The organism is Micromonospora sp. NPDC049051 (assembly GCF_043197575.1).
GTDB lineage: Bacteria > Actinomycetota > Actinomycetes > Mycobacteriales > Micromonosporaceae > Micromonospora.
Window position 1 is genome coordinate 144,201 of record NZ_JBICTL010000002.1, and the last position, 25,226, is coordinate 169,426.

25 protein-coding genes are annotated in these 25,226 nt (G+C 73.6%); 11 read left to right on the forward strand and 14 right to left on the reverse strand.

Annotated elements, in window-relative coordinates; translation table 11 throughout:
• Positions 1-25: 25 nt before the first annotated feature.
• Together ACGFIR_RS07945 and dnaE are read right to left on the reverse strand one after the other, a co-directional pair.
• Positions 26-1,063, reverse strand: coding sequence for an aminotransferase class V-fold PLP-dependent enzyme (locus ACGFIR_RS07945; protein WP_393143867.1), 1,038 nt, complete (start codon positions 1,061-1,063; stop codon positions 26-28).
• Positions 1,064-1,143: 80 nt separating this feature from the next.
• Positions 1,144-4,674, reverse strand: coding sequence for a DNA polymerase III subunit alpha (gene dnaE, locus ACGFIR_RS07950; protein ID WP_393005824.1), 3,531 nt, complete (start codon positions 4,672-4,674; stop codon positions 1,144-1,146).
• 233 nt (positions 4,675-4,907) lie between these two features.
• On the opposite strand from dnaE, the gene ACGFIR_RS07955 reads away from it, so the two are divergent.
• A complete protein-coding gene (locus tag ACGFIR_RS07955; protein ID WP_393143869.1) occupies positions 4,908-5,471 on the forward strand; it encodes an RNA polymerase sigma factor in 564 nt (187 codons plus the stop codon).
• The gene (locus ACGFIR_RS07960; protein WP_393143871.1) at positions 5,468-6,043 is read left to right on the forward strand and encodes a hypothetical protein; all 576 of its coding nucleotides are present in this window, start codon (positions 5,468-5,470) and stop codon (positions 6,041-6,043) included. Before ACGFIR_RS07955 ends, ACGFIR_RS07960 begins: the two co-directional genes overlap by 4 nt.
• 37 nt (positions 6,044-6,080) lie before the next feature.
• Here the strand turns inward: ACGFIR_RS07960 and ACGFIR_RS07965 are convergent, their stop codons facing one another.
• Positions 6,081-6,764, reverse strand: coding sequence for a hypothetical protein (locus ACGFIR_RS07965; RefSeq protein WP_393143873.1), 684 nt, complete (start codon positions 6,762-6,764; stop codon positions 6,081-6,083).
• Between the two features lie 12 nt (positions 6,765-6,776).
• Complete coding sequence (locus ACGFIR_RS07970; RefSeq protein WP_393143875.1) at positions 6,777-7,604, reverse strand: hypothetical protein; 828 nt, start codon at positions 7,602-7,604, stop codon at positions 6,777-6,779.
• 429 nt (positions 7,605-8,033) lie between these two features.
• On the opposite strand from ACGFIR_RS07970, the gene ACGFIR_RS07975 reads away from it, so the two are divergent.
• Positions 8,034-8,618 (forward strand): hypothetical protein, encoded by a 585-nt coding sequence (locus tag ACGFIR_RS07975; RefSeq protein WP_393143877.1) that lies wholly within the window; start codon positions 8,034-8,036, stop codon positions 8,616-8,618.
• A 64-nt stretch (positions 8,619-8,682) separates the two neighbouring features.
• Here the strand turns inward: ACGFIR_RS07975 and ACGFIR_RS07980 are convergent, their stop codons facing one another.
• A complete protein-coding gene (locus ACGFIR_RS07980) occupies positions 8,683-10,263 on the reverse strand; it encodes a serine/threonine-protein kinase (protein ID WP_393143879.1) in 1,581 nt (526 codons plus the stop codon).
• A gap of 345 nt (positions 10,264-10,608) precedes the next feature.
• Here ACGFIR_RS07980 and ACGFIR_RS07985 point away from each other — a divergent pair, with 345 nt between their 5' ends.
• The 3 genes from ACGFIR_RS07985 (at position 10,609) to ACGFIR_RS07995 (ending at position 12,633) form a co-directional block, all read left to right on the forward strand.
• Positions 10,609-11,217: a hypothetical protein gene (locus ACGFIR_RS07985; RefSeq protein ID WP_393005838.1), complete on the forward strand. Its 609-nt coding sequence runs from the start codon at positions 10,609-10,611 to the stop codon at positions 11,215-11,217.
• Between the two features lie 127 nt (positions 11,218-11,344).
• Positions 11,345-11,686 carry a PadR family transcriptional regulator gene (locus tag ACGFIR_RS07990; protein WP_393005840.1) on the forward strand — a complete coding sequence of 114 codons (342 nt, stop codon included), beginning with the start codon at positions 11,345-11,347 and terminating at the stop codon, positions 11,684-11,686.
• Positions 11,683-12,633 (forward strand): permease prefix domain 1-containing protein, encoded by a 951-nt coding sequence (locus tag ACGFIR_RS07995; protein ID WP_393005842.1) that lies wholly within the window; start codon positions 11,683-11,685, stop codon positions 12,631-12,633. The genes ACGFIR_RS07990 and ACGFIR_RS07995 overlap by 4 nt, the downstream gene beginning before the upstream one ends.
• A 62-nt stretch (positions 12,634-12,695) precedes the next feature.
• Here ACGFIR_RS07995 and ACGFIR_RS08000 read toward each other — a convergent pair whose 3' ends face one another.
• On the reverse strand, positions 12,696-12,902 hold the full coding sequence (locus tag ACGFIR_RS08000; protein WP_393005844.1) for a DUF397 domain-containing protein: 207 nt from the start codon (positions 12,900-12,902) through the stop codon (positions 12,696-12,698).
• The gene (locus ACGFIR_RS08005; protein WP_393006310.1) at positions 12,893-13,522 is read right to left on the reverse strand and encodes a DUF5753 domain-containing protein; all 630 of its coding nucleotides are present in this window, start codon (positions 13,520-13,522) and stop codon (positions 12,893-12,895) included. The genes ACGFIR_RS08000 and ACGFIR_RS08005 overlap by 10 nt, the downstream gene beginning before the upstream one ends.
• Between ACGFIR_RS08005 and ACGFIR_RS08010 the strand changes: the two genes are divergently transcribed.
• The 5 genes from ACGFIR_RS08010 (at position 13,469) to ACGFIR_RS08030 (ending at position 19,008) form a co-directional block, all read left to right on the forward strand.
• The gene (locus ACGFIR_RS08010) at positions 13,469-14,755 is read left to right on the forward strand and encodes a sensor histidine kinase (protein WP_393143881.1); all 1,287 of its coding nucleotides are present in this window, start codon (positions 13,469-13,471) and stop codon (positions 14,753-14,755) included. The two genes, ACGFIR_RS08005 and ACGFIR_RS08010, sit on opposite strands and share 54 nt — an antisense overlap.
• On the forward strand, positions 14,752-15,471 hold the full coding sequence (locus ACGFIR_RS08015; RefSeq protein ID WP_393005848.1) for a response regulator: 720 nt from the start codon (positions 14,752-14,754) through the stop codon (positions 15,469-15,471). Before ACGFIR_RS08010 ends, ACGFIR_RS08015 begins: the two co-directional genes overlap by 4 nt.
• Positions 15,472-15,551: 80 nt before the next feature.
• Positions 15,552-16,445: an ABC transporter ATP-binding protein gene (locus ACGFIR_RS08020; protein ID WP_393005850.1), complete on the forward strand. Its 894-nt coding sequence runs from the start codon at positions 15,552-15,554 to the stop codon at positions 16,443-16,445.
• Positions 16,442-17,503, forward strand: a complete 1,062-nt coding sequence (locus ACGFIR_RS08025) for an ABC transporter permease (protein WP_393143883.1) — start codon at positions 16,442-16,444, stop codon at positions 17,501-17,503. The genes ACGFIR_RS08020 and ACGFIR_RS08025 overlap by 4 nt, the downstream gene beginning before the upstream one ends.
• Before the next feature lie 65 nt (positions 17,504-17,568).
• Positions 17,569-19,008, forward strand: coding sequence for a nitroreductase family protein (locus ACGFIR_RS08030; protein WP_393143885.1), 1,440 nt, complete (start codon positions 17,569-17,571; stop codon positions 19,006-19,008).
• 37 nt (positions 19,009-19,045) lie between these two features.
• On the opposite strand, the gene ACGFIR_RS08035 is transcribed toward ACGFIR_RS08030, so the two are convergent.
• The 7 genes from ACGFIR_RS08035 to ACGFIR_RS08065 all read right to left on the reverse strand — a co-directional run bounded on the left by ACGFIR_RS08035 (position 19,046) and on the right by ACGFIR_RS08065 (position 25,200).
• Positions 19,046-19,705 (reverse strand): DUF402 domain-containing protein, encoded by a 660-nt coding sequence (locus ACGFIR_RS08035; protein WP_393005856.1) that lies wholly within the window; start codon positions 19,703-19,705, stop codon positions 19,046-19,048.
• 98 nt (positions 19,706-19,803) lie between these two features.
• Entirely contained in the window at positions 19,804-20,553 is a 750-nt protein-coding gene (locus ACGFIR_RS08040; protein ID WP_393005858.1) for a YebC/PmpR family DNA-binding transcriptional regulator, read from the reverse strand.
• A 234-nt stretch (positions 20,554-20,787) separates the two neighbouring features.
• On the reverse strand, positions 20,788-21,396 hold the full coding sequence (gene pdxT / locus ACGFIR_RS08045; protein WP_393005860.1) for a pyridoxal 5'-phosphate synthase glutaminase subunit PdxT: 609 nt from the start codon (positions 21,394-21,396) through the stop codon (positions 20,788-20,790).
• A gap of 69 nt (positions 21,397-21,465) precedes the next feature.
• Entirely contained in the window at positions 21,466-22,383 is a 918-nt protein-coding gene (pdxS, locus tag ACGFIR_RS08050) for a pyridoxal 5'-phosphate synthase lyase subunit PdxS (protein ID WP_393005862.1), read from the reverse strand.
• 205 nt (positions 22,384-22,588) lie between these two features.
• Positions 22,589-23,089: a hypothetical protein gene (locus tag ACGFIR_RS08055; protein ID WP_393005864.1), complete on the reverse strand. Its 501-nt coding sequence runs from the start codon at positions 23,087-23,089 to the stop codon at positions 22,589-22,591.
• A 2-nt stretch (positions 23,090-23,091) separates the two neighbouring features.
• Positions 23,092-24,252 carry a glycosyltransferase family 4 protein gene (locus tag ACGFIR_RS08060; protein WP_393005866.1) on the reverse strand — a complete coding sequence of 387 codons (1,161 nt, stop codon included), beginning with the start codon at positions 24,250-24,252 and terminating at the stop codon, positions 23,092-23,094.
• 15 nt (positions 24,253-24,267) lie between these two features.
• A complete protein-coding gene (locus ACGFIR_RS08065; RefSeq protein WP_393005868.1) occupies positions 24,268-25,200 on the reverse strand; it encodes a phosphatidylinositol mannoside acyltransferase in 933 nt (310 codons plus the stop codon).
• Positions 25,201-25,226 lie beyond the last annotated feature (26 nt).

Here is a 25,226-nt window from a genome sequence, read left to right on the forward strand (position 1 = left end):
CCCTCGCCCGAGGACGCGCCCCGGTTCAGCCGGTGAGCGCGTCCAGGGCGAGGTCGACGTCCGCCTCGGTGGAGTAGATGTGGAAGGAGGCCCGCACCCGGCCGGCACGGACCGCCGCCCGTACGCCGGCCCGCTCCAGTCGCTGCGCCGCGTCGGGCACCTCCACGGCGACGATGGCGCTCTCCCCCGGCGGACGGCCCAGCCCGGCGAGGAACCGGTTGGCCAGCGCGACGTCGTGCGCGTACACCGCCGGCACGCCGATCTCGGCGACCAGTTCCAGGGCCGGGGCCGTGCCGATCCAGCTGAACCAGGCCGGTGAGATGTCGAACCGGCGGGCGTCGGCGGCCAGGCGCAGCGGCGGGCCGTAGTAGGAGGCTTGCGGGTCCTCCGCCGCGTACCAGCCGGCGGCGTCGGGGCGCATCCGCTCACGCAGCGCGGGCGCCAGGTAGGCGAAGGCGGAGCCGCGCGGCGACATCAGCCACTTGTACGCCCCGACCGCGACCGCGTCGGCGAGGCCCGCGTCGAACGGCAGCCAGCCGCACGCCTGGGTGGCGTCTACCGCGACGAGGGCGCCGTGCGCCCGGGCCGCCGCGACGATCTCGGCGTACGGGGCGATCGTGCCGTCGGCCGACTGCACCAGGCTGAACGCGACCAGGTCGGTCTCGTCGTCGATCGCGTCGACGAGCCCGGCCAGCGGCACCGTACGCACCCGCACGCCCCGCTCCTCCTGCACGAGCCACGGGAAGAGGTTGGAGGTGAACTCGACCTCCGGCACCACGACGCTCGCGCCCGCGGGCAGGGCGGCGGCGACCGGGGCCAGCAACTGGGAGACCGTGCTGCCGACCGCGACGTCGGCGGTCGGTACCCCGACCAGTCCGGCGAAGGCGGCCCGCGACCGGTCGGTGGCCCTGCCCCAGTCCTCCCACGACGTGCGCCCGACCCGCCAGTCGGCCAGCGCCTCCTGCACCGCGTCCCACGCCGGATCGGGCGGAAGCCCATAAGTGGCGGTGTTCAGCCAGCCCGGCTGCGGCTGCCACAGCTTCTGTGCCTGTGTGATCTCCACGCATCCGACGCTAGCCACCCGCGCCGCGTACCGGGACGGCCAATCCGGCGCGCGCGGCCTCGACACCGGTCCCGCCGGCGTCAGCTGACGTTGGCGGGGCCCAGGACGCTCTTCAGGTCGCCCATCAGCGCGGTGGTGGCCGCCACCCGGAACGGGCCCAGCCGCAGGGTGGTGGTCCGGCCGCCGTTGAGCAGCTTGACGTGCACCTCGGTGTCGCCCGGGTGCAGCACCAGGGTCTCCTTGAGCCGCTCCACCAGCGGTGGGGTGCACCGGTGCACCGGGATGGTCAGGGTGACCGGCTTGTTCGCCGGGTTGCTGCTGACGTCCGGCATGGACATGTCCATCGCCATGATCCGGGGGGTGTCGTCGCGCCGGTCCACCCGCCCCTTGACCACCACGATGGCGTCCTCGGCGATGTACTGCCCGATCACCTCGTAGGTGTTGGGGAAGAAGAGTGCCTCCACGCCGCCGGCGAGGTCCTCCAGGGTGGCCGACGCCCAGGCCCGGCCCTGCTTGGTGACCCGGCGCTGCACCCCGGAGAGGATGCCGGCGAGGGTGACCACGGCGCCGTCCGGGACGGTGCCCTCCTCGGACAGGGAGGCGATGGTGCAGTCCGCCGCCGCGCCGAGGACGTGCTCCAGACCGAAGAGCGGGTGGTCGGAGACGTAGAGGCCGAGCATCTCGCGTTCGAAGGCGAGCTTGTCGCGCTTGTCCCACTCCCCCTCGCCGATCACCGGCATCACCGTGGTGCTGCTGGTGTCGGCGTCGCCGAAGCCGGCGCCGAAGAGGTCGTACTGGCCGACGGCCTCCTTGCGCTTGACGTCGGCGTACGCGTCGATCGCCTCCGCGTGCACCGCGAGCAGCGCCTTGCGGGGGTGCCCGAGCACGTCGAACGCCCCGGCCTTGATCAGCGATTCGATGGTCTTCTTGTTGCAGACGACCGCGTCGACCTTCGACAGGAAGTCGTAGAAGTCGGCGTACTCGCCCTTCTCCTCGCGGCACCGCATGATCGCGGCGACCACGTTCGCGCCGACGTTGCGCACCGCGCCGAGGCCGAACCGGATCTCCTTGCCGACCGGGGTGAACGGCCCGGCGGAGGTGTTCACGTCCGGCGGCAGCACCTGGATGCGCATCCGGCGGCACTCCGAGAGGTAGAGCGCCATCTTGTCCTTGTCGTCGCCGACGGAGGTGAGCAGCGCCGCCATGTACTCGGCCGGGTAGTGCGCCTTGAGGTACGCCGTCCAGTACGACACCAGCCCGTACGCCGCCGAGTGCGCCTTGTTGAAGGCGTAGCCGGCGAAGGGGACCAGCACGTCCCAGACCTTCTGGATCGCCTCGTCGGAGTAGCCCCGCTCCCGGCAGCCGTCGCGGAACGGGATGAACTCCTTGTCGAGGATCTCCTTCTTCTTCTTGCCCATCGCCCGGCGCAGCAGGTCGGCCTGGCCGAGGGTGTAGCCGGCGAGGATCTGCGCGGCGCGCTGCACCTGCTCCTGGTAGACGATCAGGCCGTAGGTGGGCGCGAGGATCTCGCGCAGCGGCTCCTCCAGCTCCGGGTGGATCGGGGTGATCTCCTGGAGGTTGTTCTTGCGCAGCGCGTAGTTGGTGTGCGAGTCGACGCCCATCGGGCCGGGCCGGTAGAGCGCGAGGACGGCGGAGATGTCCTCGAAGTTGTCCGGCTTCATCAACCGCAGCAGCGAGCGCATCGGACCGCCGTCGAGCTGGAACACGCCCAGGGTGTCGCCCCGGGCCAGCAGCTCGTACGCGGGCTTGTCGTCCAGCGGCAACGCCAGCAGGTCCAGCTCCTTGCCGTGGTTGAGCTGGATGTTCTTCACCGCGTCGTCGATAATCGTCAGGTTGCGCAGGCCGAGGAAGTCCATCTTCAACAGCCCGAGCGACTCGCACGTCGGGTAGTCGAACTGGGTGATGATGACCCCGTCGGAGTCCCGGCGCATCAGCGGGATGTGGTCGATGATCGGCTCGGCGGACATGATGACGCCGGCGGCGTGCACGCCGGTCTGCCGGATCAGCCCCTCGATGCCGCGGGCGGTGTCGATGACCTTCTTGACGTCCGCCTCGGCCTCGTACATTCCCCGGATCTCGCCGGCCTCGGCGTACCGGGGGTGCTTGGGGTCGAAGATGCCCTCCAGCGGGATGTCCTTGCCCATCACCGCCGGGGGCATCGCCTTGGTGATCCGGTCGCCCACCGCGTACGGGTAGCCGAGCACCCGAGCCGAGTCCTTGATCGCGGCCTTCGCCTTGATGGTGCCGAAGGTGGCGATCTGGGCGACCTTGTCCTCGCCCCACTTGTCGGTGACGTACTTGATGACCTCGCCGCGCCGACGCTCGTCGAAGTCGATGTCGACATCGGGCATCGAGACGCGCTCGGGGTTGAGGAACCGCTCGAAGATCAGGCCGTGCGGGATCGGGTCGAGGTCGGTGATGCCCAGCGCGTACGCCACGAGCGAGCCGGCGGCCGAGCCACGGCCCGGGCCCACGGCGATGCCCTGGTTCTTGGCCCACTGGATGAAGTCGGCGACCACGAGGAAGTACGACGGGAAGCCCATCTGGATGATGACGCCCAGCTCGTACTCGGCCTGCTTGACGTGCCCCTCGGGGATCCCGTTCGGGTAGCGCCGGGCCAGCCCGGCGAAGGTCTCCTTGCGGAACCAGGATTCCTCGGTCTCCCCCTCGGGGACCGGGAAGCGCGGCATCAGGTTGTGGAACTCGAACATCCCGGCGGGGTCGACCTTCTCGGCCACCAGCAGGGTGTTGCGGCAGCCCTCCAGCCAGAGGTCGGAGTTGTCGACGGCCCGCATCTCGTCGGCGGACTTGATGTAGTAGCCGCTGCCGTCGAACCGGAACCGGTTCGGGTCGGCGACGTTCGCCGCCGTCTGCACGCAGAGCAGCACGTCGTGCGCCTCGGCCTGCGCCTCGTGGGTGTAGTGCGAGTCGTTGGTGACCACCGGCGGGATGTCCAGCTTGCGGGAGATGTCGTGCAGCTCCTGGCGGACCCGGCGCTCGATGCTGATGCCGTGGTCCATGATCTCCAGGAAGTAGTTCTCCTTGCCGAAGATCTCCTGGTATCGCGCGGCGGCCTTGAGCGCCTCGTCGTACTGGCCCAGGCGCAGCCGGGTCTGCACCTCACCGGAGGGGCAGCCGGTGGTGGCCATCAGCCCCTCGGAGTTGTCGGCGAGCAGCTCCGCGTCCATCCGCGGCCACTTGACGAAGAACCCCTCGGTGTACGACCGGCTGGTCAGCTTGAAGAGGTTGTGCAGGCCGGTCTTGTTCTTGGCCCAGATCGTCATGTGGGTGTAGCCACCGCTGCCGGAGACGTCGTCGCTCTTCTGCTCCGGCCGGCCCCAGCGCACCCGCTGCTTGTGGAAGCGCGACTCGGGCGCCACGTACGCCTCGATGCCGAGGATCGGGGTGACGCCGGCGGCCATCGCCTGCTTGTAGAAGTCGTTCGCGCCGTGCATGTTGCCGTGGTCGGTCATCGCCACCGCCGGCATACCCTGCCGCTTGACCTCGGCGAAGAGGTCCTTCAGCCGGGCCGCCCCGTCGAGCATCGAGTATTCCGTGTGCACGTGCAGATGCGCGAACGAATCGCCCATGCGTGGCCCCCCGGGTCGGATCTTGGGACGGTCGAGCTCGGACGGCCTACCCTATCGCCGCCGCGACAGGGCCCTGAAGATGCCGCGCCCGGCGGAGCGGACCGGGTGGCGTGGATCTCTCCGGGCCGCCCGGCGGCGGCCTCCGACAGTCGGCTCGCGGACTCGTGGCACCCCGCCCGCCGGCGGTAGTCGTAGCCTTGACGGACGGTATCCGGCGAGCATTGGACGACCTGATGCCCCTCCCGGACGGTGTCGAGGAGCTGGCCGAGTCGGCGGCGCGCGGCGATCCCGCGGCGCTCGACGCGCTGCTGGTCGCGGTCCGCCCCGAGGTGCTCCGCCTCTGCGCCCGCCTGCTGCCCCACCGGGAGGATGCCGAGGAGGCGTGCCAGGACACGCTGCTCGCGCTGGCCCGGGGCATCGGCCGGTTCGAGGGCCGCTCGTCGTTCCACACCTGGCTGCATCGGCTGGCGGCCAACCGGGCCCGCTCGACGTACCGGGTGCTGCGCCGGCGGTGGCTGGTGGAGGCAGACGGCGTGCCGCTGCCGGACCAGGCGGACCCGCGCCGCACGAGCGTGGTCGCCGGCACCCGGCTGGACCTGCTCGACGCGCTCGACGCGCTCCGCCCCGAACTCGCCGAGGCGGTAGCCCTGCGCGACGTCCTCGGGCTGGGCTACCGGGAGATCGCCGGCCTGCTCGGCGTGCCCGAGGGCACCGTCAAGTCACGCATCCACGAGGCCCGCCGGCAGCTGCGGCACCGGCTCTCCGGCGAACCCGTGACCGGCGAGGGACGGCGGTGACCGTGGCACACCGCCGGCGGGGGACGGCCGGGTCGCGGCTCGCCGTGGCCGTGGTCGCCGTGGCCGTCGCGGGGTGCGGCGGCGGTGACGAGCCCGTCTCCCCCCTGCCCGTGCAGCCGCCGGCCGCGTCCGCCTCCCGTTCCCCGGGCCCGCCGTCGGGCACCCCGCCGTCCGCCCCGCCGTCCGGGCCCGGCACGCCCGGCACGGCGGCCGTCGTCCCCCCGGCCCGCCGGCCCCCGCCGGCTGCTCCCTCGACGAGCACCGCCGGGCGTACGCCGACCGCCACGCCGTCGTCGAGCGGGCCGCCCGGCACCTGCTTCGGGGCGGTACGCCACGACGTGGTGCTGGCCGAGACCGAACTGGCGCTGCTCCCCTCGCTCTGCTTCGCCACCGGCGGGGTGCTGCGGATCATCGGCATCGGGCCGGGCGAGGTGACGGTGGACCGGGAGGACCTGGTGGCCCGCAGCTACGAGGCGGGCGTGGTCGACATCCGGTTCGTCCGCCCCGGCACGGTGGCCGTGCTGATCCCGCAGGGCGGCACGACGCACACGATCACGGTGGTGGTGCGGTAGGCAGCGGCCCGAGGGGCGGCCGTCCCGGGACGCGCGGCTAGCGTTCGAGTCGTCGGACGAGCAGCCTGTCCAGTGCCTCGCCGTACGGGGTCGGGTCGATGTCGCCCTCGAACACGATGGCCAGCTCGCCCGGCTCGAGATCCGGGGACACGCAGTAGTTGACCATGCCGCCGTTGGACGCGACCAGCAGCAGCCGCGTCGAGGCGATCTCCTGCTCCTCGTCCCAGTCGGCGAGGCCGTCGGGCTCGCCGGCCTGCTCGGCGACGGTCTGCATGTGCCGCGGGTGCACCGGCCCGAACGCCGTGTAGCCGCCGGAGGTGAAGCCGGCGTGGACCTCCCGCAGGAACGTCCGCAGCGGCTCGGGAAAGTGTCCCCAGAACTGCGGTTCCACGAAGCCCGCGGGGTCCAGCCCTGTCCAGGACAGCAGGTGGCCGTCGGGGTGCAGGGCCAGATAGAGCAGTGCGGGCTCGCCGTCGGCGAGGCACGGCCGAGCGTCGACGAAGCGCTCGCGCAGCCCCGCCGCGAACCGCGGCAGGGCGTCAAGCAGCGCCGGGTTCCACAGGTTGAGTGCCATCGCGAGTCGGGTCTCCGGGTCGGCCGCCGCGGCGATCGGCCGCCACTGCCCCGGAAGGCGCCCCAGGTCGGCCGAGCCCTCCTCGACGAGCGTCAGGTCCGCGTGCGGCATGGTGCCGGCGATGGCGGTGAGGTCCGGCTGTGACACCACTCGTTCCCCTCACGCCTGGCTACGGAGCAGCTTGTTGATCGTATCCTGCAACACCTTGTAGACGTCGTCCTCGAGCTGCATCTGGGCCGTCCGCCACTGCGGATCGGCACTGCTCATGCCCGCCACACTGCGGGAGGACTTCGACCAGTTGGACTTGAACGACAGCCATTGCAGGTTCACCCGCGCGTTGACCACCTGGTACATGTTCTGCGGGCTCAGTTTCACGAAGCCGGGCATCTGGATGATGCGGGCGAGCGGGATGATGTGGTCGGGCGAGACCGCCGACAGGCCTTCGGCGTTCCTGCCGATGGTGTATCCGGTCGACGGCGGGTACGCGAGGTCGCGGGAGCCGGCCACGGGGCGGGGATCACCGCGCAGGGGGACGTTGCGGAACGTCGGCGGGCTGACCTCGCGCAGCACGTCGTAGAGCGGGCGGACGGGCGAGTTGGGGTCGACGCGCCAGTTCTTGCCGCGCGGCGGCGGGGGCGGCGGGCTCCAGTTCGCCGGCACCCGGTCTGCCGCCGCCTTGATGTCCCTCAGGTCCGCCGGCCTGGGCGGGGTGAGCGCGGGAGAGCCGACCCGGGTGTCCTCGAGCGTCCGCATCGCCTCGACGCAGGCGTTGAGCCGGGTCCGCGCCAGCGTGCGCTCGGCGTTCAACTGCTGGGCCTCGAGGTTGTACGCGTGGTAGGCGGCCTGTTGTCGCGGCAGGACGAACGTGTGCGGCCTCGCGTTGTGCGCCTTGATCTTCGCCTGGACCGCCAGCGCTGTGGCGAGTTGCTCGGCGCACAGGTTGACGCCGCTCGCGTGTGCCGCGGTGCCCGGCACCGCCAGGAACACGGCGGCGAGGAGGATGACGACGAGGCGCGCCCATCGACGTGTCGATGTCGGTCTGAACATCGGCCCGAACCTTCTGTAGGGATTGCGCTACGATACGTATCCGAATATATAGAACAATCGCTAGGTCAGCGTACAGCGACTGACAGTTGATGTCGTTCGGTCGTCGCCGGGTTCCGGGCCTGCCTGGGCGGCGGTGCGTCAAGGGGGTCGCAGGTGCCAGACGAGCCAACCCAGCCGCCGCACCCCGAATCCTCCGCAGCCGGGGGGCCCGCCGACCAGCCGTCGCCACCGCCGCAGACCCCGCCACCGCCGCAGGCTCCGCCGCCGCCGCAGGCCCCGCCGTCGCCACCGGCACAGCCCTGGCCACAGGTGCAGGCACCACCGTCGCCAGCAGCGCAGGCCCAGCCGTCGCCGCAGGGCCAGGCGCCAGTGCAGCCGTCGCCGGAAGCTCCAGCGCAGCCCTGGCCGCAGGCGCAGGCGCCGCAGAACGTCGGGCCGCCCGGCTTCGGGGCGCCCCCGGGCGGAGCCGCCTCCGCGCCCACCGCCGGCACGCCGAAGGCGGTCTGGATCGCCGTCGCGGTGGCCGTCGGCCTGCTGATCCTCGCCGCCTGCGGTGCCGGCCTGTACGCGGTGGCGCGCCTCACCGGCGCGTGGGGGCCGTCCTCGGCCAGTGACGAGACCCGGATCCGCACGCTGGTCGAGGAGTTCGCTGTGGCGGTGGACCGCGACGACCAGCCGGCCATCCTCAACCTGCTCTGCGCCGAGGAGGCCGAGGAGCTCATGGCGGACGACGACTTCGATCCGTCCCAGGCACCCCCGGCCGACGTGCCGTCGCCCAGGCCGGTGACCGTCACCGACATCCGCGTCGACGGCAGCACCGCGAGCGCCACCGTCACCCGCACGTCGCAGCCGGGCGTCACCCTGCACTTCCGCAAGGAGAACGACACCTGGAAGGTCTGCGCCCCCGCGGGTGACACCCCCGAACCGAGCGTCTCCGCCTCCCCGACCAACTGACCTGGGCGACCTGGCCCCGGCGTCCGGAGAACGTCGCGGGCCGGCTCGCCCCGACCAGAACGGCTCACCGACGGTACGGCGGACTGACCCGTACCCCGGCCAGCAGGGTGTCGACGAAGTCGGCCCGACTGTCGACCGGGGGCGTGACCTGCACGTAGATCAGTCCGGCGCCGTCGGGTGCCAGCCCGGCCGCCTCGACGATCTCGGGCCGGCCCCGCTCGCAGGTGAACCGGGCCACCACCCAGTCCACGCCCGCCTGACGGGTGCGCCGTACCGGCGCGGCGACACAGGCCGCGTGCGGACGCTCGGCGACGAATCCTGCCGGGGTGCTCCGCGCGGCGATGCCGGCCGACAACCCGACGAAGGCCCCCGGCACGTTCGGGTCGGCCGCCCACCGGCGCGGGTCGGGTGACATGACCAGGGCCGGTTCGAGCCGGCCGTCGTCGCCGTACCGTCCGGCCCAGCCGGTGCCGGTGGCCCGCCATCCGGGCGGCAGCCGCACCGTCACCGGCCCGCTCGTCCAGCTCTCGGCGTCCCGCCCCTGCGTCGCGCCGTCCCCGGCCGTGGATCCGACCCCGACGAGGGCCAGTACGCCCAGCGCCAACACGCCGAGCCGCCGCCGGGCGACCGGCCGAACCCGTGCGCGCACCCGCCGGAGGGGCGCACCGACCGGACCGGCGGGCCGGTAGGCGGGCGGGCCAGCAGAACGGTTGGCGGGCAGGTCGGCCGGCCGGTCGGGAGACAGGTCGGCGGGCGCGGTGACCGCGTCCCGCAGCGCGGCACGGAAGGCGGCGGCGTCCGGGTACCGGTCGGCGGGTCGGTGCGCGGTGGCCCGACGCAGGACCGCGAGCACCCCGGGCGGCACGCCCCGGCCCGTCCCGGCCTCCGTCTCGCCGTCGACAGCGAAGGCGGGAGCGGCGGCACCGGCAGCACGGTCGACGGCTGCGGCACCGGAGTCAGCGGCACCGGAGCCGGACTCGGTGGCACCGGAGGCAGGGCCGGCGATGGCGGCGGAGCCGGCGACCGGGGCGAGGAGCCGCAGGCCGAGCCGGCCCAGGCCGTACACGTCGGCGCGGGTGTCGACGACGGCGAGCGGGTCGCCCTGCTCCGGGGCCATGTAGCCGGGGGTGCCCGCCCGGGCGGTGAGGCCGGAGGCGGCGGCGAGCGCCTTGGCCAGCCCGAGATCGGCGATCAGCGCCCGCTCACCGTCCGGGCCGGAGCGGAACAGGACGTTGCCCGGGGTCAGGTCGCGGTGCACGACGCCGTGGCGGTGCAGGACGGCGACCCCGGCGGCGATCTCGGCCAGCAGCTCCAGGGCGGCGGGCGCCGGCATCGGGCCGGCCGCCAGGCGATCGCGCAGACTGCCGCCGTCGGCCCAGGCCATGACCGAGTACGGCCGGCCGTCGGGCAGCTCGCCGGCGGCGTGGACCCGGATCAGCCGCTCGTCGTCAAGGCGGCGCAGCAGGCGGGCCTCGTCGAGGAACCGTTCCCGCACCAGCAGGTCGTGGTGCCAGTTCTCGGCCAGCACCTTGATTGCCACCCGGGAGTCGAGCACCGGGTCGTAACCCAGCCAGACCGTCGCGAACGAGCCCACGCCCAGCAGCCGCTCGATCCGGTAGGGCCCGATCTGCTCCGGACCGGTCACCGCACCACCCCCGACACCGGCTGGTCGTCGTAGCCGCCGACGGCGGCGACCAGCGCCGCCGGCCGGCGATGAGCTGGGCCGGCCGCGATGAGGCAGGTCGACGGCGATGAGGCAGGTCGGCCGCCTCGCCGTTCCGCCTCGACAGTAGACGGCGCGTGGCGTCGGCGGCACCCTCCGCGAGGGCCACCGTCCCGTCCGGGCCGCAGTCGTCGGCCGCGCGGCCGGACCGGAGCAGGCCGGAGCAGGCCGGGCCGGAGCGCATCGGTCGGGAACCCGACGAACCGATCCGGTGGGCGGGGAGACCAACAGGACAAGGACACCCGCACTGCCGAGGAGGAGATTCCCGTGCACCGTCTCTCGTACACCGTCGTCACCGCCCTGCTGGCCACGGCCGGGCTCGTGCCGATCGCCCTGGTGGCCCCGGCCGCCGCCGCACCCCCGCCGTCCGTCGCCGCCGGGCAACCGACCGGCGACCCTGGCACGGCGGCACAGGTCGCCGCCGAGCGCGACGAGGTCCGGATCATCAGCGTCCGGGGCGCCGGGCCGTTCCGGATCGGGGCCGACCTGGCGGACCTCACGGCGGCCGGGCTCATCTCCTGGGTCGCCCCCCACTGCGACGGCACGGTCCGCACCGGCGTGACCGGGGCCTGGGCAGGCAAGCTCCTGCTGGCCTTCCGCGACGGGCGGCTCGTGGAGGTCGGCACCGCCACCGCGCCGCCGCGTACGCCCAGGGGTGGGGGTGTGGGCATGTCCTTCGACGCTCTGGAGGAGATCTACGGCCCGCGCGGCTCGATGATCCGCAACGACGCGGGCGACGCCTCGGCGTACCTGGTGCGCGTCGGCTCCCGGGTGGAGCTGTTCACCGGGCATCCGATCCGGCCCGGGGTCGGCTACCTCCAGGTCGGGCCGGCCTCCTTCGTCGAGCGCGGCTTCCGGGAGGGCGGGGCCTGCTGAGCGACGTCCACGGCGGCGGACTCCTCCGAGGGGTCCGCCGCCCCTTTTCGCCCGAACACACTGATGTTGACACACACGATGTTATGCCGCTGGACGATAGTGTGTGCCACACAGTATGGTGTGACACATGGTTAGCGATGAGATCCTGCGAACGCACCTCCAGGAGTTGCGCCGGGGCACCGTGGTGGTGGCGAGCCTCGTCGCGCTGCGCCGGCCCGACTACGGTTACGCGTTGCTGCAACGCCTCTCCGGCCATGGCTTTCCGGTCGACGCCAACACGCTCTACCCGCTGCTGCGGCGGCTGGAGGAGCAGGGGCTGCTGACCAGCGAGTGGAACACCGAGGAGAGCCGGCCACGCAAGTTCTACCGGACCAGCGAGGAGGGCGAGTCGGTGCTGGGCCGACTCCTCGCCGACCTGGCCACAGTGCAGACCTCCCTGAACGGGCTGATCGAAGGAGCCGACCGATGACCACCCTGACCGACCGATACCTCGCCGCGACCCTGCGCTCGGTGCCGGTCGCGCGCCGCGCGGAGATCTCCACCGAGCTGCGCGCCTCGATCGAGGACATGGTCGAGGGCCGTACGGCCGGCGGGCAGGACGCCGCCACCGCCGAGCGGGAGGTGCTCACGGAGCTGGGCGACCCGGACAAGCTCGCCGCCCGCTACGCCGACCGGCGGTTGCAGCTCATCGGCCCGGCCTACTACCTGGCCTGGTCGCGGCTCATGAAGCTGCTGCTCAGCTTCATCCCGGCCCTGGTCGGCGTACTGGCCGGCCTGCTCAAGGTCGCCGACGGCGGCAACGCGGGCGAGGGGATCGGCACGGGCATCTCCACCGCCTTCCAGGTGGCCGTCCAGATCGCCTTCTGGGTGACCGTGGTCTTCGCGGTGCTGGAGCGCACCAAGACGCCCCTGCACCTGCCCGCGTGGAGCGTCGACCAGCTCCCGGAGGACACGACCGACCGGCAGATCACCCTGACCGACATCGCCGCCTCGGTCACCTTCCTGGCGCTGGTCATCGCCTACCTGCCGCTACAGCACTTCCGCTCGTTCGTGCCCACCGACGGCGACGAGAACCTGCCGATCCTCGATCCGGCGCTGTGGAGCTTCTGGCTGCCGTTCCTGATCGCGGTGCTGGTGGCCACCATCGGCCTGGAGTTCGCCAAGTACCGGGTCGGACACTGGACCTGGCCGCTGGTCGTGGTCAACGCGGTGCTCAACCTGGCGTTCGCGGTGCCGGTGGTCTGGCTGATGTCGACCGACCGGCTGCTCAACCCCGATTTCGTGGCCCGCTTCGAGTGGCTCGGCGAGGGCGACAACCTGAACATGGTGGCGACTGCCGTGATCGCCGGCACCGTGCTCGTGACGCTCTGGGACATCCTCGACAGCGCCGTCAAGACGTACCGCAACCGCACCTGATCCACCCCCGCCACGGCCCGGCCCGCCATCGCGAGCCGGGCCGTGGCACGTGTCTGCGTCGGCTACCCGGCGGGACGCAGCGCGCCGGTGGTGGCCGCGGCGAGGAAGCCGGTCCAGGCCGCGGGGCCGAAGGCCAGCACCGCTCCCCCACGGTCCTTGCTGTCGCGTACGCCCACCACGCCGGCCAGGTTCGTCGCCACCTCGACGCAGGTGGACCCGCCGTTGTCGCTGCGGGTGGACTTCCGCCAGAGCGCGCCGGTCAGCTCCATGACTCCGCCACCTCCGCGAGAAGTTCGCGGGACGCCTTGCGGGGCAGTGCCTCGCCCCGCAGGTTCTCCCATCTGCGTTGGAGGCTATCAATGTCCTCCGAGCGATCGCTCACGTGCGCGCGCAGCGGGGTGTCCAGGTGCGCCACCTCGCCGCCCTCGGGTGTTCGGACCACGATGAACGCGCCGGCCAGCCCAGCATGCATGCCGGCGTCGGCGGGCACCACGTGGATGTCGACCTGGGGCAGCTCGGTGACGTGCAGCAGGTGGGCGAACTGCTCGGCCATCACCGCCCGGCTGCCGATGCGGCGACGCAGCACCGCCTCGTCGACGACGAACACCACCTCCGGCGGGGAGTCCCGGGTCAGCACCGCCTGGCGGGCCAGGCGGGAGGTCACCCGCTGCTCGATCTCCGCCTCCCGCAGCATGCCGCCGCCGGCGAGCACCGCCCGGGCGTACGCCTCGGTCTGGAGCAGGCCGGCATGATCGCGTACCCCGGAAGGCTCGGTGCGGCGGCCCGGGCCGGGTGCCGGACCCGCGGCGACCGGCGGGATGAGATCCTGACCTGGATGGACAGCAGCACGGACGAGAACTGGCGGCGGCCGGGGCCCACCCCGGAGCAGCGCCGGCTCGACGTCTACACCGGGGTGGCCACCACCGCCCTGGCGCTGTTCAGCCTGACCCTGGCCCGCAGCACCGGCGCCTTCGTGCTGGGGCCGCCGCCGTCCTGGCCGGAGCAGATCTTCTGGGCCGTCGCGGTGACCCTGCCGCTGGTCCTGCGCCGCCGGCACCCCGTCGCCGTCACGCTGGTGATCTCGATCGCGTTCATCGCCGGGCAGGTACGCTCCGCTCCCGAGGCGCAGATCAGCTCGGGGGCGCTGTTCGCTGCCCTCTACACGCTGGGCGCGTGGGGCCGGAACCGGCGGCTGTCCCGGCGGCTGCGGATCGGCGTCATCGCCACCATGTTCCTGTGGCTCGGGATCTCCTACGCCACCAGTGTCGCCAACATCCCGGCCGACGCGTTCGCCGGCGCGGTCGGACCGGTGCCCCCGATCCTCGCGGCGCTGGTCAACGGGGTCCTGGTCAACGGCCTGTTCTTCGGCTTCGCGTACTTCTTCGGGGAGACCGCGTGGCTGGCCGCCCGGCGTCAGCACGAGGTGCAGGCGCGGGCCGAGGAGCTGCGCCGCTCGCAGGCCGAGATCCGCGAGCACGCCGTGGTCGGCGAGCGGGTCCGCATCGCCCGGGAACTGCACGACGTGGTCGCCCACCACGTGTCGGTGATGGGGGTGCAGGCGTCCGCTGCCCGCCGGGTGTTCGACAAGGACCCGGTGAAGGCCCGCGCCGCGTTGAGCGCCATCGAGGAGACCGCCCGCACCGCCGTCGACGAGCTGCGCCGGATGCTCGGCCTGCTGCGCGCCCGCGACGGCGGCCCGGACCGCGCCGACCAGTCGGGACCCGCCGGGATCGACCAGGTCACGGCCGTGGTCGAGCGCGCCCGCGAGGCCGGGCTGCGGGCCACCGTCGGGACGTACGGGGACCCGGTGCCGCTGCCGGACTCGGTCTCCCAGGCCGCGTACCGGGTGGTGCAGGAGGCCGTGACGAACACGCTCAAACACGCCGTCGGCGCGACCACGCTCGACGTGCGGATCCGATACCTGGCACAGGAGGTGGAGGTCGACGTGACCGACGACGGACACGCCGCCCGCCCGGCGAACGCCGACGGGCTCGGCCTGGTCGGGATGCGCGAGCGGGTCGCCACCCACGGCGGCGCGCTGGAGGTCGGCCCACGGGTCGGTGGCGGCTGGCGGGTGCGGGCGCGGTTCCCGTTGCCGCTGCCGGTGGGGCGGCCCGCGTGAGCGCCTGCCACGAGGCGCCCGGGACCGGCCGACCGATCCGGGTACTACTCGCCGACGACCAGCATCTCGTGCGTACCGGGTTCCGGGTCATCCTTGAGGTGGAGGACGACATCGAGGTCGTCGGCGAGGCCGCCGACGGGGAGCGGGCCGCCGGCATGGCCCGGGCACTGCGCCCGGACGTGGTGCTGATGGACGTGGAGATGCCCGGCGTCGACGGGCTGGAGGCCACCCGCCGGATCACCGCCGAACAGGACGGGCCGGGCGGACCAGCCGTGCTGATCCTCACCACCTTCGACCGGGACGACTACCTGTTCGCCGCGCTGCGCGCCGGGGCCAGCGGCTTCCTGCTCAAGAACGGCACCCCGGAGGCCCTGATCGAGGCGATCCGGGTGCTCGCCCGGGGCGACGGCCTGCTCGCCCCGGAACTCACCCGACGGGTGATCGCGACCTTCGCCCGGCCGGGCGAGCCCGCCAGGCCGGACGGCCGGCAGTCGGCCCCCGAGGCGGCGCTGCGGGACCTCACCCCCCGCGAGCGCGAGGTCCTGGTCCTGGTCGCCGGCGGCGCCAGCAACATCGAGATCGCCACCGAGCTGCACCTGGGCGAGGCGACCGTGAAGACCCACGTCAGCCGGGTGCTGGCCAAGCTGGGACTGCGCGACCGCGTGCAGGCGGTGGTCTTCGCGTACGAGCACGGGGTGGTGCGCCCCGGCGGCTGACCGGCCTCCGCCACGAGGGGGACGTCCCGCTCGGTCCCGGGGCGGACTGCGTACGGCGCCCGCCGATCTAGCGTGGACGCGTGACCAGTGTGCTCCGCCTCGACGGCGTCGACCGCAGCTTCGGCGACCGGCGGGTGCTCCAGAACGTGTCCTTCGACGTGGCCGCCGGCCGGATGACCGGCTTCGTGGGCGGCAACGGCGCCGGCAAGACCACCACCATGCGGATCGTCCTCGGGGTGCTCGCCCCGGACGCCGGCGAGATCACGTGGCAGGGGGCGCCGCTGACCCGCGAGGCCCGCCAGCGCTTCGGCTACATGCCGGAGGAGCGGGGCCTCTACCCGAAGATGAGCGTCCGGGAGCAGGTGGCGTACCTGGGCCGGCTGCACGGCATGACCGCCGCCGCGGCGGGCCGCAGCACCGACGCCCTGCTGGAGCGCGTCGGCCTCGCCGAACGCGGCGACGACCTGCTGGAGACGCTGTCGCTGGGCAACCAGCAGCGCGCGCAGATCGCCGCCGCCCTGGTGCACGACCCCGAGGTGCTGGTGCTCGACGAACCGTTCTCCGGCCTCGACCCGCTGGCCGTCGACACGGTCGTGGCCGTCCTGCGGGAGCGGGCCGCCACGGGCGTGCCGGTGCTCTTCTCCAGCCACCAACTCGACGTCGTCGAGCGGCTCTGCGACGACCTGGTGATCATCGCCGGTGGCGTGATCCGGGCCGCCGGCAGCCGGCAGGAGCTGCGCGCGACGTACACCGTGCCCCGGTACGAGCTGGTGGTGCAGAACGACGCCGGCTGGCTGCGGGACGAGCCCGGGGTGACCCTCGTCGACCTGGACGGCGCGCGCGCCGTGTTCGACCTCGCGCCCGGCGCGGACGAGCAGCCGGTGCTGCACGCGGCGCTGGCCCGCGGGCCGGTACGCGCGTTCCGCCCGGTCAGCCCGTCCCTCACCGAGATCTTCCGAGAGGTCACCCGATGAACACGACCCAGGCCACCCGGCTGGTCGCCGCCCGGGAGATCCGGGTCAAGCTACGCGACCGCACCTTCCTGTTCACCACCCTGTTCTTCCTGCTGATCGCCGCCGCCTCGACCATCCTGCCGCCGTTGCTCTCCGGTGGCCCGTCGAGCGTCGCGGCGACCGCGGCGGCGGCCGGCCCGCTGCGCGAGGCGGGCCTCGAGGTGCGTACGGTCCCCGACGACCGCGCCGCCGAGCGGGCCGTACGCGACGGCGACGTCGACGCGGCGGTGGTCTCCGGGCCTGCGGTGCTGGCCATGGACGAGGCCCCCGACGACGTGGTGACGGCGCTGAGCACCCGGCCCGAGGTGCGGCTGCTGGACCCCGACGCGGTGGACCCGGTGGTGGCCTTCCTGGTGCCGTTCGCCTTCGGGTTCGTCTTCTTCCTCACCTCGCAGACCTTCGGCGTGCAGATCGCGCAGAGCATCGTCGAGGAGAAGCAGACCCGGATCGTGGAGATCCTGGTCGCCGCCGTCCCGGTGCGGGCGTTGCTGGCCGGCAAGATGATCGCCGGCACGGTCCTGGCGCTCGGGCAGATCGCCCTGATCGCCCTGGTCACCCTCGTCGGGGTGCAGTTCGGCGGCAGCGGCGGGCTGCTCTCGCTGCTGGCCCCGGCGATCGGCTGGTTCCTGCCGTTCTTCCTGCTCGGCTTCGTGCTGGTGGCGGCCATGTGGGCGGCGGCCGGGGCCCTGGTCAACCGCCAGGAGGACATCGTCGGCGTGTCGACGCCGGTGCAGCTCGCGATCATGCTGCCGTTCTTCGCGGTGGTCTTCCTGAACGACAATGCGACGGCCATGCGGGTGCTGTCCTACCTGCCGTTCTCCGCGCCGACGGCCATGCCGCTGCGGCTGTTCGACGGGGACGCGGCCGGCTGGGAGCCGCTGGTGTCCCTGGCCCTGCTGCTGGTCGCGGCCGCCGCGTTCGTGGCCGCCGGCGCCCGGGTGTACGAGGGCTCGCTGCTGCGTACCAACGGCCGCACCTCGGTGCGTACGGCCTGGCGCTCGCGCGAGACGGTGGGCTGACCGCGCCGCCCGGCCCCCTCGGGACGGGCCCGCCGGAGGGCCCGAGCACTGGCAGGATGTCGCGTGTGGACCTCGACTCCGGCGCCGGGCTGCTGCACCGGCTGACGTCGTACGTGCCGAACCGCGAGTGGGACGTGCCCGTGGACGACCCACGGGTCCGCCACGACCTCGTCCCCAACGACCCCGCGACCATGCCCCCGCAGTTCAAGGGCTACCCGGACGACCTGCCCGTCCTCGCCCTGCCGCGCGACCTGCCCGACCCGGGCGTGCCCGCGACGGCCGTGCTCGCGGGCGTCGCGGGCGCGGCCCGGCCCCTCGACGCGGCGCAGCTCGGCCGGGTGCTCTTCCTCGGCGCCGGCGTCGTACGCAGCGCCGAACGCCAGGGCCGGCCGTTCCTCTACCGCGCCGCCGGGTCGGCCGGGGCGCGGTTCCCGCTGGAGGTCTACGCGAGCACCCGCGGCGTCGCGGGCGTCCCGGACGGCGTGCACTGGTACGACCCGGCCCGGCACGCGCTCGTCCGCGTCGCTCCCGCCGCCGCCGGGGCGGCCACGACGCTGGTGGTCACGGGCGTGCCGTGGCGGACGGGATGGCGCTACGCCGAGCGCGGGTGGCGGCACCTCTACTGGGACGCGGGGACGCTGCTGTCCCAGCTGTCGGCGGCGGCCGCGAGCGCCGGCCTCGGGCCGCGGCTGCGCACGCTGTTCCCCGACGCCACGGTGCGCGCCCTCGTCGGCGCGGACGGGGTGCACGAGTACCCGCTGGCCCTGCTGACCCTCGGCGACGGCGAGCCCGCCATCGGCCCCACCGGTCCCGCCGCCCCGGGTGAGCTGCCGCCGGTCGAGCTGCCGCTGTGCACCGCCGCGCAGCGCGCGGGCGAACGGGACGCGCTCGGGCAGCCCTGGCCCGACGCGCCGGCGTTGGACGGGTTCCCGCCCTCCGCCACGCTGGACGAGGTGGTGCTCCGGCGCGGTTCGCAGCGCCGGATGGACCGCTCCCGCACGCTGCCGCGCGCCCTGCTGGAGTGGCCGCTGGCCGCGGCCCTCCGGGGCGTACGGGTGCCGCACTGGGTGGCCGTGCACGGCGTCGACGACACCGCGCCCGGCATCTACCGGTGGCCCGACCTGTCGGCGCCGCTGCGGGCGGCGGAGCTGCGCGGCGAGCTGCTGCGGATCTGCCTCGACCAGGCGCTCGCCGGCGACGCGGCGTACGTCGTCGTCGCGGCCACGCCGCTGTCGGCGCTCGACGACCGGGGTTACCGGGACGCCCAGCTCGCCGCCGGGCTGGTCGAGGGCCGCCTGCACCTGGCGGCGTACGCCCTGGGGGCCGGCGCCTCCGGGATGACCTTCATCGACTCCGAGGTTCCCGACCTGCTCGGCGAGCCCGCCGAACTCGCGGCGCTGCTGTTCACCTGCGTCGGCGTCCCCGAGTACGCGTCCCGCGCGGGCGGCCGGCCGGGCAGCCCGGTGGCGGTCCGGCCCGTCCTGCCCCGCCTCGGCGGCGCGTGACGGGGCACCCGGGCCACGGGCGGGCCGGGCGGCGGGGTCAGCGGGACGGCGGGACGGTGTCCCAGCCGGGCGGCAGGGCCGGGGTCGGCCAGCCGGGGTCGGGGCGCCAGGCCGACCACGCCTCGTCCCACCAGCGCTCCCCCGCGTCCAGCAGGGCGGCGATCCGGTCGCCCTCGGCCCGGATGGCGTCGGCCGTCCCCGGGTAGCGCCCCTCCTCGATGCGCTGGGCGAACAGCTCCACGTCCTTCCAGACGTAGCGGTCGTCGCCGGCGCCCCACCAGAGGTCCAGCTCGTGGTCGAGGGTGTCCACCCCGACCGGCGTACGCCGCAGCGGATCCTGGAGGTTGAAGTACCACCCGGCGAACGCCCTCTCCGGGCCGTTCCAGAACACGTCCACGGAGTGTGCCTCACCGGGGCGGTGCAGCATCAGCTTGCCGTGCCCGGTCCACGCCCGGTGCCCGGCGACCTGCCACGGGTGCCGCCCACAGGGAAAGCTGCCGGTCTCGGGGAAGCCGAACCGCGCGCCCGGCGGCAGGTAGAGCGCGAGCAGGTCGGGCGAGTCCTCGACGCAGATCGTCGGGCAGCCGAACCACACCTCGCCGTGCAGGATCTCGCGCCGTACGACGACGTCGCCGGGTGCGAACCGGCCCCCGTCGTACGCCGCACCGCCGCGCTGCGCACGGCCCGGATTGTCCATGCCCGCAGCCTAGCGGTGACCAGCCGCCCGCCATCGGTCTCCGGTGGGGGATCGACGGCGGGCGCGGCGGCGCCGGCTCGCGTACGGGGGCGTCGGGGTCAGCCGACGGCCTCCATCACCTCGTCGCTGACGTCGAAGTTCGCGAAGACGTTCTGCACGTCGTCGCAGTCCTCCAGGACGTCGATCAGCTTGAAGATCTTGCGGGCGCCCTCCTCGTCGAGGGGGACGTTGACGCTCGGGATCAGCGACGACTCGGCCGACTCGTACTCGATGCCGGCGTCCTGGAGCGCGGTGCGGACAGCGATCAGGTCGGTCGGCTCGCAGACCACCTCGAACGCCTCACCCAGGTCGTTGACCTCCTCGGCGCCGGCGTCGAGGACCGCCATCATCACGTCGTCCTCGGTCGTGCCCGCCTTGGGGACGATCACCACGCCCTTGCGGGAGAACATGTACGACACCGAGCCCGCGTCGGCGAGCGAGCCGCCGTTGCGGGTCAGCGCGGTGCGCACCTCGGTGGCGGCGCGGTTGCGGTTGTCGGTGAGGCACTCGATCAGCATCGCCACGCCGTTGGGGCCGTAGCCCTCGTACATGATGGTCTGCCAGTCGGCGCCGCCGGCCTCCAGACCCGACCCGCGCTTGACGGCGCGGTCGATGTTGTCGTTGGGAACCGAGTTCTTCTTCGCCTTCTGGATGGCGTCGTAGAGCGTCGGGTTGCCGGCCGGGTCACCGCCGCCGGTCCGCGCGGCGACCTCGACGTTCTTGATCAGCTTGGCGAACATCTTGCCGCGCTTGGCGTCGATGACCGCCTTCTTGTGCTTGGTCGTCGCCCACTTTGAGTGGCCGGACATCTGCTACCTCCGTTGCTACCCGCCGTCTGCATCGACCGACCGCGCACGCCCCGCCCCCGCCGGCGCACGCGGTGGTGCCGGTCAGCCCTGCGGGAAAGCCGTGACGGGCAGCTGGCCCCGCCGAATCTCGGCAATCCTACCGACGTACGGCGGGGGGATGTCACGCGCGGCACGACGCCGACCCGGCCCACCCGGCTGGAGCTGGGACGACAGGCGGCCTGCGGAGGGCGACGCTCAGCGGGCCGCGCGGACCATCTCGACGAAGTACGCGTGCACCCGCGCGTCGCCGGTCAGCTCCGGATGGAACGAGGTGGCCAGCAGGTTGCCCTGCCGTACCGCCACGATCCGGCCGGCGGCGGGACCCTCGGTCACCGTGCCGAGCACCTCGACGCCGTCGCCGACCCGCTCGACCCACGGTGCCCGGATGAACACCGCGTGGAACGGCCCGCCCTCGACGCCGGTGATCCCCACGGGCGCCTCGAACGAGTCGACCTGCCGGCCGAACGCGTTGCGCCGCACGGTCATCTCGATGCCGGCGAAGCCGCGCTGGTCGGGGCGGCCGTCGAGGACCTCGGTGGCCAGCATGATCATGCCGGCGCAGGAGCCGTAGACCGGCAGCCCGTCGGCGATGCGCTTGTCGATCGGCTCGCGCATCTCGAAGATGTCGGCGAGCTTGCTGATCGTGGTGGACTCGCCGCCGGGGACGACCAGCCCGTCGACCTCGTCCAACTCCCGCGCCCGGCGCACCGGGCGGGCGTCCGCGCCGGCCTCGGCGAGGGCGGCGACGTGCTCGCGTACGTCGCCCTGGAGGGCGAGCACGCCGATGACGGGTGCGTCGCTCATGCCACCGTTCCTCTCCTCAGATGTCGGGAAGGGCACCCGCGGTGCCTCGAAGGGTGCCCTTCCCACCCCTCACCAGCCGCGCTCGGCCAGCCGGTGCGGCTGCGGGATGTCGTCGACGTTGATGCCGACCATCGCCTCGCCCAGGCCCCGGGAGACCTTCGCCAGCACGTCCGGGTCGTCGTGGAAGGTGGTGGCCTTGACGATCGCGGCGGCGCGCTGCGCCGGGTTGCCGGACTTGAAGATGCCGGAGCCGACGAAGACGCCCTCGGCGCCGAGCTGCATCATCATCGCGGCGTCGGCCGGGGTGGCGATCCCACCGGCGGTAAACAGCACCACCGGCAGCTTGCCGCTCTCGGCGACCTCCTTGACCAGCTCGTACGGCGCCTGGAGCTCCTTGGCGGCCACGTACAGCTCGTCGGCCGGCAGCGAGCTCAGCCGGCGGATCTCCTGGCGGATCTTGCGCATGTGGGTGGTGGCGTTGGAGACGTCACCGGTGCCGGCCTCGCCCTTCGAGCGGATCATGGCCGCGCCCTCGGTGATCCGGCGCAGGGCCTCGCCGAGGTTGGTCGCCCCGCAGACGAAGGGCACCGTGAAGGCCCACTTGTCGATGTGGTTGGCGTAGTCGGCGGGGGTCAGCACCTCGGACTCGTCGACGTAGTCCACGCCGAGCGACTGGAGGATCTGGGCCTCCACGAAGTGGCCGATCCGGGCCTTGGCCATGACCGGGATGGAGACCGCGTTGATGATGCCGTCGATCATGTCGGGGTCGCTCATCCGGGACACGCCGCCCTGGGCGCGGATGTCGGCGGGTACCCGCTCGAGCGCCATCACCGCGACGGCACCGGCGTCCTCGGCGATCTTGGCCTGCTCGGCGTTGACCACGTCCATGATCACGCCGCCCTTGAGCATCTCGGCCATGCCGCGCTTGACGCGGGCGGTGCCGGTGACGGGGCTGGCGCTAGCGTTCTGGGCAGTGGTTTCGGGCACGGGTCATCGCTCCTCGGACGTGCTCGGGGGGTGGCTGCGGAAATGCTACGACGGTCCCAACACCGATCCGACAGCCAATCAGGCCCACGGTGGACTGCACTGTGGCAGCCGTCACCGGCCGTCCGGTGGTTCCCACCAGGCCCGCCCCCGCCGTCACCGATGCACGCTTCGTGCCCGGTCGCGCCCGGCGTCCGGTTCCTCCCGCTCAGCCCGCGGGCACGTCGGCCGGGGCCGTGAGCGTGGGGTCGTCGATGTCGAAGTAGCGCGGCCAGGGACGGCGACGCCCCATCCGCAACAGGCGTACCAGCGGGCGGCCACGCGCCGCGCGGGCGTCGCGGACCAGGTCGGTGTGCACCTGGCGGGCCAGGGCGAGCCGTCGGCTGGCGGCGATCACCGCCTCGCAGTCGGGATCCGCCGGGTCCAGCTGCACCGCCCGCAGCTGGCGGGTGAGGTCGTTCTCGGCGGCCTCCCGCTCGTCCGGCTCGGCGTCGAGCGCGATCCGCGCCGCCGCGTACAGCTCGACGCCGTAGCGGCGCTCCGCGAGGACCGCGGCGGCCGCCGCCCGGCGCAGCAGGTGGGCCTCCAGCGCGCGGGCCGCCAGCTCCGCCCGCGCGTGCAACCGGCCGACCCGGCCGGCGGTCCAGACGAGGTACGCCACCACCAGCCCGACGACCAGGGCCGCGAGCACCCACCCGAAGCGCGACATCGTCAGTCCAGCCCCACCCATTCGGTGTCCATGACCCGCCCGTCGGTGGCCTCGATCGCCGCCGCGTACACCTCCAGCACCCGCCGGGCGACCACCGGCCAGTCGAAGGTGGCCACCACCTGGTCGCCGCAGGCGGTCAGCGCGCCCCGGGCGCCCGGATCGTCGAGCAGGTCGGCCAGGACGGTACGCAGCGCCGCCGGGTCCCCGGTCGGGAAGAGCCGGCCGGCCCGCCCGCCGTCGAGCACCCGGCGGAACGCGTCGAGGTCGCTGGCGACGACGGTCGTGCCCGCCGCGAGCGCCTCGGTGAGGATCATGCCGAACGACTCACCGCCGGTGTTCGGCGCCACATAGAGGTGCACGCTGCGCAGCATCCGCGCCTTGTCCTCCTCGGAGACCAGCCCGAGGAAGGTCACCCGATCCCGCAGGTCGGCCGGGAACCGCCCGAACAGGTCGTCGGCGTCACCGGGCCCGGCCACCAGCAGCCGCAGGCCGGGACGCTGCCGGGCCAGCTCCACGAAGGCGTCCCGCAGGATCGGGAAGCCCTTGCGGGCCTCGGTGAACCGGCCGAGGAACCCGATCGCGCCGTCGCGGCCCGGCGGGCACTCCCCCGGCCAGCCCGGCAGCGGCTGGGCGTGGCTGAACTTCGCGACGGCCACCCCGTTGGGGATCTCGACCGCGCCGCCGTCCATGTGCTCGACCTGCACCTTGCGGGCCAGGGCGCTCACCGCGATCCGGGCCGTGATCCGCTCCAGCACGATCTGGAGCACGCCCTGCGCGGCGGCCAGCGCCCGCGACCGGGTCATCGCGGTGTGGAAGGTCGCCACCACCGGGCCACGCGCGGAGAGCACGGCCAGCAACGACAGGCTCAGGGTCAACGGCTCGTGCACGTGCAGCACGTCGAAGTCGCCCCGGGTGATCCAGCGTCGCACCCGCGCGGTGGAGACCGGACCGAAGGCGATCCGGGCCACCGAGCCGTTGTACGGCAGCGGCACGGCCCGCCCCGCCGGCACCACGTACGGCGGCAGCGGGGAGTCCTCGTCGGCCGGGGCGAGCACGCTCACCTCGTGGCCGAGCCCGAGCAGCGCCTCGGCCAGGTCCATGACGTGGTTCTGCACCCCACCGGGCACGTCGAAGGAGTACGGGCACACGATGCCGATACGCACGCGTAGAAGCCTCCCTCACGCCTGTCCGGCGGCCGGGGAGGGCAGGGTCGTGCCGTCACCCGTGCCGTGCTGGTCCAGCCACATCCGCTGCAACATGTGCCAGTCTTCCGGATGCCGGGCGATGCCCGCCGCCAGACCGTCGGCGATCCGCTGGGTCAGCGACCGGACCCGCTGGTCGAGCGGGCCCTCCTCGGGGCCGGGCAGCGGCAGCGGACCCGCGATCGACGCGCACGCCGCGTCCGCTTCGTACCACATCGAGGCGACGTAGAGGGGCGCTCCCGTACGCAACGCGAGCAGGGCCGGGCCCGGGGGCATCCGGGTGCGGTGGCCGAAGAACTCGACCTCCACGCCCCGCGCGGAGAGGTCACGGTCGGCCAGCAGGGGCACCACCGTGCCGGTGCGGACCCGGTCGACCAGCACGTCGAACGCGGGCCGCTCGCCGCCGTGGGTGGGCAGGATCTCCATGCCCAGGCTCCGCCGGAAGGCGAGGAACCGCTGGTAGACGCCCTCGGGTTTGAGCCGCTCCGCGACCGTGGTGATCGGCCAGCCGGTCGCCGCCACCCAGGCGCCGGCGGCGTCCCAGTTGCCGGCGTGCGGCAGCGCCACCACCGCGCCCCGGCCGGCGGCCACGTCGGCGGCGAGCAGCTCCTCGCCGTCGAGGCGGAAGCCGGCCAGGATGTCCGCCCGGCTGAGTGACGGCAGCCGGAACGCCTCCATCCAGTAGCGGGCGTACGAGCGCAGGCCGCGACGGACCAGCTCGTCGAGCTCGGCCTCCGGCAGGTCGGGGCCGACCACCCGGCGCAGGTTCGCGCGCAGTCGGGCCGTACCCCCGCCGCCGCGACGGTGGGCGCGGTCGGCGCCCGCCCGGAACGCCGCCGCCGCGACGGACCGGGGCAGCGCGCGGATCACGCGCCACCCGGCGACGTAGCCGAGCTCGGTGAGGTTCACCGGCGCCAGCCCCCCGGCCACGGCCG